General features: G+C 36.7%; 3 protein-coding genes and 1 pseudogene. 3 read left to right on the top strand and 1 reads right to left on the bottom strand.

The window, feature by feature from the left end:
- Window positions 1–855: 855 nt before the first annotated feature.
- Window positions 856–1,986, bottom strand: a complete 1,131-nt coding sequence (locus ACFINY_RS08665) for a metallophosphoesterase (RefSeq protein ID WP_375612555.1) — start codon at window positions 1,984–1,986, stop codon at window positions 856–858.
- 769 nt (window positions 1,987–2,755) lie between these two features.
- On the opposite strand from ACFINY_RS08665, the gene ACFINY_RS08660 reads away from it, so the two are divergent.
- The 3 genes and pseudogenes from ACFINY_RS08660 to ACFINY_RS08650 form a co-directional block, all read left to right on the top strand.
- Entirely contained in the window at window positions 2,756–9,061 is a 6,306-nt protein-coding gene (locus ACFINY_RS08660; protein ID WP_375701008.1) for an autotransporter outer membrane beta-barrel domain-containing protein, read from the top strand.
- 159 nt (window positions 9,062–9,220) lie between these two features.
- A complete protein-coding gene (locus tag ACFINY_RS08655; RefSeq protein ID WP_375612614.1) occupies window positions 9,221–9,370 on the top strand; it encodes a hypothetical protein in 150 nt (49 codons plus the stop codon).
- Window positions 9,371–10,340: 970 nt separating this feature from the next.
- Window positions 10,341–12,778 (top strand): annotated as a pseudogene (locus tag ACFINY_RS08650) (autotransporter outer membrane beta-barrel domain-containing protein); the annotation flags it as partial.

The raw sequence follows: 12,778 nt of genomic DNA, 5'->3' as shown, positions 1-12,778 counted from the left end.
ATGCGGCTAGGCAAAGATTTACAAAAATCCATCAATTGTGAGATAGACGACATAAAGCCATCGACAATCGAATTAGCCAGATCTTCGCCCGCTTGTTCCATACCAGCCTTGGCAGCATCCGAGAGCTTTTCCTGTGTAAAAAAACTCTTTCTAAACTAGAACTTCTTAAAATCCCCTTTTTACACCTCTCTCAAAGAAAAGATAAAACTGCCAAAACACGTGAGAGTCATCTAAGGATAATTGCATGAGACCATAACAGCTATAAACAGACTCCAATATTTGTATCATATTATTGTAACGATTTACTTACGTATAAAAGAAGAAGATAAAATTGTAATACAACTAAAAGTTCATACGGTTAATCAAGAGAAATTATACAGCATCACAAAACATCAATTGTTTGAAGATTATAAGTAAAAAATTAATCAAAATAAAAAGCTTTTCTTATGAAAAAGAAAAGAGTTGCCCATGAGTAGATATTATAAACTCTAACAAAGGGCATAACTTGATAATTATACTGCAACAAACTAATAGAAACAACCTTCTTGATAATTCTGGACAACATGTGCTAGCAAATTATGAACACACCCTTGACAAACTCCCCTTTCTTCAAAGATGAAAGCCTAAAAAGAAAAAATAGAATAACAAATCATTATTCTGCTTTGTATTAAAGCTCAGTTCACATTAAACCATTGCACTTATAGCGTATAACCTGAAATCTTAGCAGCTTTGAAAAAAATATGTCTGATTTTTCACTCTATTTCTAAATAACATTTAGACACTCCTACTGCTCTTCAAGTCCGCACATATAATACGCTTTTTCCCTCATGCTTTAAGACAAAGAAAAAAATCCTATTATAACTTACTGCAACTTGCCGAAAATTGGGTGTCTTTCCCTATAACGCCAAGATCTTTAATTAAAAGCGGTTTTCCTATTTCTCCATTATAGGCTTTAACGTGAATGGTCTTGCCTTTCACATCTATGAGGTAATAATCTCCATTAAAAAGCGCACCAGCTGTATATATAGGGATATTTCCAAAAACCTTATCATTTTTCGCACGGCAATAAGACTGATAATGCGTGTGCCCCACGAAGATTGCTTTAACATTATGAGAGGTAATAATTGACTTAAAGACCGACAAATCTTTAGCATTCTTTTTACGAATAAAAAAGGATTCACCATCAATGGAAGCAGCACGCGCATCATGAAAATTAATGATTGTCACTTTACCTCTTGCATCAGCAGCAGCTAAATCGTTCCTAAGCCAATCTAAAGATTTATTGATTTGCACTTCTGTAGACTGCCCCTTCAAACCAACCGTATAGCTTGGATAATTGTGAAGCTGCACATAGTGAACATCTCCATAATCCCAAGAATAACTCAAACTCCCCCTTATCAAGCGAATATTTCCACCCGAAATGGGAACCAAACTTTCAGTAACATCTGCATTGAAATGCGATAATTGACTACGGTATTTTTTGATTTCCGATACCATTCTTGAAACTGCACTTATAGCACAAGCATCTTTGTAAAAACTGAATTCTTGAGGATTTGTACAATTACCAACATTATTGGCATAATCGTGATTCCCTAGCCCCTCATAGACAGGTGCTCCAAGAGTTTTATAAACATTTTCATAATCATCATAGTTTTTTTGTTGTCCAAACTCCGTCAGATCACCATTGACAATATGGAATGCAGCCTTGTGCGCTTTTATCACACCAGCAACCTGCTCATTTATCTTTAACCATGGCTCTCTGTTTGATATTCCATTGGCATCACCAGAGTTTAAACGCCACGGTTGCGGATCAGCCATAATGATAGCAGTATAATTTTCTGTAAGAGACTTTTCTTTCATCGACCAATCCATGAATGCATCATGATAAAGCCTCTTGTCTCTTTTTATTTTTTCAGAATCAAGATTAAAACAACCAGAGAGAGTAAAAGCAATCACGGTGATTACCAATTCAACTTTATATCTCATAAACCTATCGCCATAAAAACGTTACATATTATATTAAAAAATTGCTCAGAAGCAATTTTTTAGATTTTATTGTCAAAAATATGTCAAAAATTCGAAATAACGAAAGCAATAATCCTTCAATGAAGGTGCACTTTGATGATATAAAAGCACTGTTGATTTCAAGCCTTCAACTTGAAGCATCTTCATTGATTAAGATTTATAAGCTTGGGCTCTGGCTCTTTCAAATGTCATCGATACATCAACAGCTTATAAAAACTTAGTCGTATACTATTAAAATATCCCCAACAGGAGAAAAAATGTATTCTTATACTAGAGCACCCAACTCCTTTGGATATCAAGATCAAATATATTAGAATATTATGATAAATAAGGTATAAATAATCAAAAGTGCTAGCAATAGTGTTTGAGTATTACCGTCATAACTTACTTTGATAAGTTATAAAAATGCAGAAGTATTACAGAAAATACTATTATTACTTTATAAAAAATAATATAACTTATGTAAGTATTATAATAATATTTATAATTTCTATAATATAGATTTACAATAAATTTAATTATATAATATAAATAATTACAAACACATTGTGTGTTAAATATAAATTAATACAAATTTAATATCATTTGTTTTTTAATTTTGACAAAAAACCAAAAATATCTTACCAAATAAAGACAATTATCGAAATTAATAACAACTATCCATTTTCACTTCTTCTTATGAAGTTTGCGGGGAAATGAATATTTGGGGGCTCTCATAAGGAGAATACTAGTGTATAAAACATCCCTTTTATCATGCACAGCTGCGGCTGCTATCATACTATTCAACATCCAGTTCACTGCACATGCTGAAACTCTTGGCGTTGCCAACGAAGAAAAAGATATATCCGGAAAAACGTACGAGACTATTTATGTAAAAGACAAAGGAAAAATCACCGGCAGTACTGTAACTGTAACTGGAAATAAAAACACAAATACAGACACAGGTAGCGATAAATATGTTGTAACAGTTGAAGGTGCTAACAGTGCGCTTGAATTAAATGGCTTAAATATTCAAGGCACTGATTCTGATGTTCGTTTTGGTATTTCTGTAAAAGACGGCGCTAACATCAACCTGACTGGGGGGAACATTACAGCTTCTCAAACTGGTGTTTATATTGATGATAGTAAGAATAGTAGAAATATACTACAAAATGTAGTGATATCAGATAATAAAAATGAAGCATCATCACTCCTTGGAATAGAAATAAACAACGAAAGTTTTATCACTTTAGAAAATGTAACAGTTAAGCAAGCAGAAACTGGTATACTTGCGGATGTCGTTTCTCAAGTTATAGTATCCGGAGGATCATTCGAAGGTAAAATGGATGGCGTATATGCTATGGGCGGCACCACCATTACTGTAGATGGCGGTACTAACATTACCTCATCTAATGGTAACGGACTCCATGCCGATGATGAAAATACCACCATAAAAATGACTGGGGGAAGCGTAACTGGAAAAGACGCAGCATTGTATACAAACGACGGTGGTCATATTAAAGTCACGGGTGGTACTCTAACAGCTAAGGAAGATACCACAAGTGCACCTACTACAGAAAGGGATAACCCTGCATATAATAAGGGTACTAAAATTGAGAGTGGATTCGGCGCATTGTCTCAAGGTGAAAACAGTGTGATTGAATTATCTGATACAAAGATCAATGATGCGACAATCGGGTTAAAAACACAAGAAAGTGGCGCAATCGCAATGACTGGGGGAAGCATTACAGCGTCCAAAGTTGGTGCATTCTTTTTAGATAGCAAGAGCAAAGAAAACGAACTGAAAGATGTAGTGACATCAAGTGGGAAAGATGATGCGCCACTAATCAATGGAATCAAGGCAACTAACAGTAATGTCACTTTAAATAATGTAACAGTGACGCAAGCACAAACTGCCATAGATGCATATGATTCCACAGTAAAAGTCTTAGGAGGATCATTTGATGCAGAAAAAGCAGCAATATTTGCTCAAAACGGCGGCAACATCACTTTAACTGGCGGTGCAAAAATTACATCATATAACGATGCTGGACTCTATGCGGAAGGTTCAAAGTCCATCATCGAAATGACAGGAGGGAGCATTACAGCGAAAGAGGAAGCAGTAACGACAACATACGGTGGCCATATTACTGTTACAGATGTCACCCTAAAAACAAATGGTGATGGAATTGGTGTAGCTTCTGATGACCTTGGTAGCATGATTGAATTACTTGGAAAGACAACGATTAGTGATAGTGCAATCGGGCTTCAAGCACAAAACGGTGGTGTAATCAAGATGACTGGGGGAACCATTACAGCTTCTGCAGCTGGTGCTGGCTTCTTAAACAGTAACAGCCGTGAAAACAAACTAGAAAATGTGACAATATCGAGTGGTAAAGACGATGCGCCACTGAACTTTGGAATAAAAGCAGATAAAGGTACCGTCACTTTAAAAGATGTAACAGTGACTCAAGCAGCCGCCGGTATATTTGCAGATCATGATTCGACAATAACAATCTCGGGAGGATCATTTCATGCACAAAATGCAACAATATCTGCTCAAAACGGCAGCGCCATCACTTTAACAAACGGTGCAAAAATTACATCATCTGATGATGTTGGATTATATGCTAAAGATTCAAACTCCTCCATCACAATGATAGAAGGAAACGTCACGGGAAAAGCGAGTGCTTTGGTTGCTGAAGATGGTGGTCATATTACTGTTACAGATGTTACCCTAAAAACAAATGATAGCGATAAGTCATTTGGTGTATTTTCTAATGGCGCAAATAGTGTAATTGAATTGCTTGGAAAGACCACAATTAGTGGTAGTGCAATCGGGCTTGCATTCCAAAATGATGGCGCAATCAAGATGATTGGAGGAACCATTACAGCTTCTGCAGCTGGTGCTGGCTTCTTAAACAGTAACAGTCATGAAAACAAACTAGAAAATGTGACAATATCGAGTGATAAAGACGATACGCCACTGAACTTTGGGATAAAAGCAGATAAAAGTACCGTTACTTTAAAAGATGTAACAGTGACTCAAGCAGCCGCCGGTATATTTGCAGAGAATGATTCGACAATAACAATCTCGGGAGGATCATTTCATGCACAAAATACAACAATATCTGCTAAAAGCGGCAGCACTATCACTTTAACCAATGATGCAAACATTACATCATCTGATAATGTTGGACTCTATGCAGAAGGTTCAAAATCCACCATCACAATGACGGCAGGAACTGTCACGGGGAAAGGTAATGCATTGGTTGCTGAAAATGGTGGACATATTACTGTTGCAGATGTGGCTCTAACTGTCACAGATGTGGCTCCAAGTGACGACTATATATCGTCTGGTGTATTTTCTGTTGGTGAAGGCAGTGTAATTGAATTACTTGGAAATACAACTATTAGTAATAGTGCACTCGGGCTTCAAGCACTAAACGATGGTGCAATCAAGATGACTGGAGGAGCCATTAAAACTTCTCTAGTTGGTGCTGGCTTCTTAAACAGTAACAACAGCGAAAACAAGCTAGAAGGTGTAAAGATATCGAATAGTAAAGACGATGCGTTACTGAACTTTGGAATAAAAGCAGATAAAAGTACCGTCACTTTAAAAGATGTAACCGTCATGCAAGCAACCAATGCCTTAGTTGCAGATGATCACTCGACAATAACAGCCTCAGGAGGATCATTTCATGCACAAAATACAACAATATCTGCTCAAAACGGCAGCGCCATCACTTTAACCAACAATGCAAACATTACATCATCTGATAACATTGGACTCTATGCAAATAGTTCAAACTCCACCATCAGCATGACGGGAGGAACCGTCACGGGGAAAGGTAATGCATTGGTTGCTGAAAATGGTGGACATATTACGGTCACAAATGTGTCTCTAAATGTTACAGATGTATCTCTAGGTGACGAAGATATATCGTCTGGTGTATTTTCTAATGGCGAAGGCAGTGTAGTTGAATTGCTTGAAGGAACAACGATTAGTAATAGTGAAATTGGACTTACAACAAACGATGGTGGCGCAATAAACATGACTGGAGGGACCATTAAAACTTCTCTAGTTGGTGCCGGCTTTTTAAACAGTAACAGCGGTGAAAACAAGCTAGAAGGTGTGAAGATATCGAATAATAAAGACGATGCGTTACTGAACTTTGGAATAAAAGCAGATAAAAGTACCGTCACTTTAAAAGATGTAACAGTGACTCAAGCAGCCGCCAGTATAGTTGCAAATGATCACTCAACAATAACGGTCTCAGGAGGATCATTTAGTGGACATGATGTAGGAGGAAGCGCCGAAGCCAGCAGTACGATTATCTTAAAAAACAATGCTAACATTATATCATCTAATGGCGAAGGACTCCTTGCAGACGGTTCAGGATCTAAGATCATAATGACGGGAGGATCCGTAGCCGCGAACAAAACAGCGTTATTCGCAATCAACGGTGGGCATATTGATGCCACAGATGTTGCTCTAACAACAGAGGGAAAAGGAAGCGGTGCATTTGTAAGTGGCAATGACAGCACAATTCAATTGCATGGTGATACAATAATTAACAATACTTTGGACGGCCTTGGAGCAGTTAACGGTGGTAAAATCATTAGCGAAAACTTATCGATAATCGGTGGTGAAGCACTTGAAGGCTCCGACAACGAACGCACTGGTATATGGACATCGGACTCTGGTAGTGAAGTTAGGTTAATGGGCAAAACAACCATTCAAAATGTCGATGAAGGGTTTTATGCAGACGGTGGAAGTCAAATCATTAGCGGAGATTTAATTATAACCGGTAGTGAAAGTAAAACAATGACCGTTGGTGTAAACGTTGCAGAAACTGATAGTTTAATTAAGTTAAATGGTAAAACAATCATTCAAAATTTTGATGTTGGTCTTTTTGCAGGAAATAATAGCACAATTAAGATGACGAATGGTTATATTGGAGCAACAGAGAATACAATAAAAAATAAAATAGAAGCAAAAAAAGTTGCACTATGGGCGGCATTTAACGGACATATTGATGTCGTAAATACTTCTATGATAGCAGGAGTTGCTGGTTTGCAATTTATAGCTCTCTCTAATCCTGATTTAGATTATCCAGATGATCCACAAAAACGTAAAAGCAGTGAAATCAATTTAACCAATGCAGATATTCACGTTGAAAATGGCACAGGAATTTTTGTTGGAGCTTTTACTAACACAAACATTGAAGATATTCCAACTTTATCAATCGGTACAGCAAATCTCAAAAATTCAGAAATCCATGCTGATGTATTGTTAGGAGATGGTCTTTTTGAAGATCCAAAATCTTGGAAAAATGACAATTATTGGAACAATAAAGAGGTTAAAGCGATCTCCAATGGCACCTTCACATTAAGCGCTGATCATTCAACTTTAGAAGGCAGAGCGAATATTGCTAAAGACAGAAATGTACATTTTGATCTAAAAAACAAGACAACATGGACACTAAAGACCAGTACAAAAGAAAAAGATGCTGATGGCAATCTGCTTGATATTGCTCAAAGATCTCGTTCTGATATTTCCACGCTTAATCTCGATAACAGCTCTATTATCTTTAATGGACCAACAGAAGATCATTATCACACATTGCATATAGGATCTGGTAAACCAGATACGCAAACAGTCTACAACGCCTCTGGTAATGCAAAGATTTACTTCAACATTGCCTGGAGTGATGGGGTAGCAAGTGCCGATCAAAAAACCGATAGACTTTTGATCCACGGTGATGTCTCAGGCTCCACAACAGTTTATATCAAAAGCGATTCAGGAGATGAAAGTAGTGTAGTCAATGCTGCTGATCCTTCCAATATAGGTGGCCTCTCGCTCATTCAAGTATCTGGAAAAGCACAAGAAGACTCTTTCAAACTCGTAAATGGCTATACCACAAGAAATCGTTTGCCTTATAAATATACGCTAACGGCCTATGGACCAGAGTCAAGCCACGGTACAGCCGATGTTGCACAAAGCCTCTTTGATGAGAAGAATGAAAATTTCTGGGATTTCCGCTTACATAAAGAAATTCTTGAAACAGATTCTGGTTCTGGTCCAAGTGTGATCGTCCCTGTAGCACAAACGGCCAATTACTTAGTCATGCCAAATGCTCTCTTCTATAGTGGATTAACCGATATGGCTAAACAAAATGCACTTTTAGCCAATATCAGAACATCTGTCTTAGGAAAAGAAGAGGAAAAACAAACCGGTTTCTTCCTCTATACTTACGGAAACACAGGAACCTTATCTTCTGAACGCGGACCTCTCAAATATGGTTATGGTGCTGATATCCGCTATGCTGCTCTCCAAGCCGGAGTCACATTCGCAGCATTAGAAGGACAAAATACCACAACACATTTCGGTCTTGTAGGCACCTATGGGCGGCTGTCTTTCACTCCAAAGGACATAGCGGATGCCAGTAAGAGCACATTGGATAAATGGTCACTAACAGCTTATGGCAGCGTGCAGCATGACAATGGTTTCTATATGGATACACTGTTATCCTATGGAATTCTAAAAGGAGATATCACCAATGCTATCATTGGTAAAACCGCAAAATTGCAAAATGCCAAAATGTTGAGTATCTCCACCACTGTTGGCAAAGAGTTTGCAACCGGAATGGAAAGTTTAACATTTGAGCCACAAGCACAAATTGCCTATCAACATTTGATGTTTAATACCATTGAAGATGCTGATAATTTTACCGTTGATATGAAAAATCCTTCTCAATGGTTGATCCGTGTTGGTGGACGTTTGACAAAAACCATTTCCACTGAAAGCAACCGTCCAATGTCTTTCTATGGAAAAGTAAACTTGATCAAAACCTTTGGTGATAATGGTACCATCCAGATTGGCAGAGATTTTGACCTTGATCCTATGGGACCTGCAATTGAAGGCGGCGTTGGCATCAATGCGCAACTGTCTCACAATTTCTCCCTTCATGGTGATGTAAGTTATCAACAAAAGCTTCAGAAAACTGGTATATCTGGAGCAAATTTCTCAGGCGGCATACGCTATCAGTTTTAAATCAAGGCTGTAAAAATAGCCTATTCATTCTATTCAATTTAATAAAAAGGCAGCACGATATGCTGCCTTTTTTTATTCTTGACACCCTTTCATAAAAAGATCGCTCGAATAGCTTTTGTTCTTTATCCTCCCAAGATCATCTCCATCAAGATTTATTGATTGACAAGGCTAGGTATTGTTTTTGATGCATACCAGATTGAAGTAGTTGCTCGTACACAGGCAAAAAAACGCTTTCGTTATAATCCTGAAAAGACAGCTGTGGAAGGTCTTGCCAATTTGCTGGAATTGGGGAGCGTGAAATGCGTGTAGCAGTCTTTGCGCAAAAGAATGAAAATATGCACTAAAGCGGGTGGTTATGCTTAAGGGTGAGAATAAATTCAGTGATTTTGAGAAATCTGCCCCTTACGCTGTCTTAGATATTGAATGGCATTTATCTCTCATAAACAAAAATGTCGCAAAGCGCTTCATCTCCAAGTGAAAGTAAAACTTTCAGAAAAAACACCTTATATGTATTTATTGATAAATCATATATGTTTATTGATAAATCGCGCTTGCTTCATAAAATCCCCTTCCCCTTTTTCTCAAAGCAAAAAGAAAATGTAAAGTTTTACTGTCGTAAGTAAATAAAAAGCACAAGCTACTATTATTTTCCTCTTTACACAGGAAACATACTGCAAAATATTTCTTTACGCAGATAATTTAATTAAATACACCCAAAAAACAAAGACATCAACCACTTTATCAAAATACTCAAGAAGAAACTAAGATTTATAAAAGCATCAATCAGTACTCTTTAGCATATTTATAAAACACATTACATCCAATATAAAACACCTCAGATCTAAAATTAAGTAAACTTTTTTAATTTTTGCTGACGGCTGTTCCCAACGATGCTGTCCCCCCTTTATTCTCCTTAATGCATCAAAATATATGACAGTACTGTGATAACATTAAAAAGTACAAACAAACAACGATCATTTGCTTATAATATTGTATTTAAATATCATTTTAATATTTTTAATTATATATTTAATACGTAATAACTAAAACTATAAATATAATATGACTTAAATGTAAATATATACATTAATTATTATGTTTTTTAATTTGACTATAAGTAAATTATAAAACTATAAGTAAATTATAAAATAGTGAGCAAGAAGAATATTTTTATAGACCATTATTTATTTTCTTATATTGTTTGTTCTTCTTATAACAAGTGGAGATATGGCAAACAGAAAAAATATTTGTAGCTTAGTTTTAAGTGAGGAGAACATAAATGTCTAAAAAATCTCTTTTATCGCATACAGCAACTGCAGCAATTCTATTATTTGGGACCTACCACAACACACAAGCGGAAGAACTTAAAGAACTTAAAGTTTCTGATGGAAAAAAAATGGAAGTCTCTAAAGAAAGCTACGATAATATTTGGGCAGAAACAGGTGGAAAAATCATCGGCAAGAATTTAAAGCTGGGGAGTACCTCTCCAACACCACCATCTGTTACAACCGTTGTCACCGTTAAAGGATCCGATAGTTTGATTGAATTATCGGACAATACCATCATTAGTGCTCCACTTGGAACTAAATCTTCCTATGAATACGGCGTTAATATATCGGACAACGCTACATTCAAAATGACAGGAGGTTCTATCAATGTTGATAAAACCGCTATTCAGCTAAATGCGGGTAACGGAAATATGGAAAATGTCACAATAACAAGTGAAAACAGTGAACCCTATAACGCAATAAAAGCTGAAAAAAAAAGTAAACTCACTTTGAAAAATATAACTGTTAAAAAAGCAAAAAACAGCATCTTTGCAGATAACCAAACTCAAGTAACAGTTATCGATGGATCTTTTGAGGCAAACGAAACAGCAATCAATGCTCGAAACGGTAGTATCATTACTTTAAACAATAAGGCAAAAATCACATCACTTAACGGTGATGGGCTCAATGCCATTGGTGAGCAATCAAAAATTTTTATGACAGAGGGAACTGTTACCGGTAGCAATAGTGTATTATATACAAAAGCTGGTGGATATATTAATGTTAAAGATGTTGTGCTCACAGCAAATGGTAAAGGAACAAAATTCGGTGCATTTGCAAGAGGTTCCAGCACTATTGAATTGAATGGTAACACAACAATTAAAAATGCTTCGATCGGTGTTAAAGCCGAAAGTGATAATGCGACAATCAAGATGACCGGAGGATCGATTGAGGTCACAGGAGACAAAGCAGTAGGTGCATCATTTCTTAACACCACCAGCAAAGAAAACACGCTGAAAGATGTAAAAATATCAAGCGAAAATGATGACTTTCTTATGGATAAAGGAATAAGTGCTGACAAAGGAAGTATTGTCACTTTAAATAATGTAACCGTCACGAAAGCAAAAAACAGCATCTTAGCAGATAACAAATCTCAAATAACAATCACCGGCGGATCTTTTGAGGCAAAAGGAGAAGCAATAATTGCTCAAAACGGCAGTAGCATTACTTTAAACAATGGTGCGAAAATCATTTCATCTGAGCATAATGCGCTGAGTGCCATTGGTGAGCAATCAAAAATTTTCATGACAGGAGGAACTGTTACTGGGAGTAATAATTCATTATATGCAACTTTGGGTGGATATATTAATGTTAAAGATGTTGCACTCACAGAAAATGGCGAAAGCTCAGTTACAGGCGCATCAGCTGAGGGCCCAAACAGCGTCATTGAATTAAAAGGAAAAACAACGATTACGAAGACTCTCTTTGGTCTTTATGTAACGGATGGAGGCAAAATCACAAGTGAAGAATTAACGATAAAAGGGAAGAAAACAAATATTGAGGGAATCGAACTGCCCAGCATGGGTGTAAATGCTGCTGCAAATAGCGTCATTGAATTAAACGGAAAAACAACGATTGAAAAAGTTGATTTTGGACTTGTCGCATCCAATAGCACGATTAAGATGATCAATGGCGCTGAAAACAAAATAGATGCAACACTAATTGCACTAAAGATAAACAGAAATGGACATATTGATCTCGCAAATACTTCTGCAACAGCAGGGGTTGCTGGGGTGAATTTTACAGATTTGTCTAAAAATAAGTTAAATGGCCTAAGTAATAGTAATCCACAAGATTGGCAAAACAGTGAAGTTAATTTGACCAATACAGATCTGATCGTTGAAAATGGTATTGGAATAAATACCGATGAATCAATGGGAAAAATTAATCTCAAAAATTCAAAAATCCTTGCAGATACGTTATTCAAAAACATAAAGCAGAAGACAAAACCTGTTGAAATGTTTACTTTAACCGCAGACCATTCTGTCTTACAAGGCGGTGTAAGAAATGACGAAAATGGGCAAACACGCTTTGATCTGAAAAACGACACAAAATGGACGTTGAAGATCAGTAACAATGAAAAAGATGCTGATGGAAAACTACTTGATATTGCTCAAAGATCTCGTTCCGATATTTCTACGCTTAATCTCGATAACAGCTCCATTATGTTTAGCAAGCCAACAGAAAAACAGCATTACCAAACTTTGTATATAGGTTCTGGTAAACCAGACACGCAAGCCGTCTACAATGCCTCTGGTGACGCAAAAATTTACTTCAACGCACAATGGAGTGATGGAGCACCAATCGCCGATCAAAAAACCGATAGGCTTTTGATCAATGGGAACGTCTCAGGCAACACATCAGTTTATGTCACGGGGCGCTTAGAAGA

This window comes from Bartonella sp. AA23NXGY (genome assembly GCF_042197165.1).
Lineage (GTDB): Bacteria > Pseudomonadota > Alphaproteobacteria > Rhizobiales > Rhizobiaceae > Bartonella.
The sequence above is the reverse complement of the archived record's forward strand: the minus strand, read 5'-3'. Positions and strand labels throughout refer to the sequence as shown.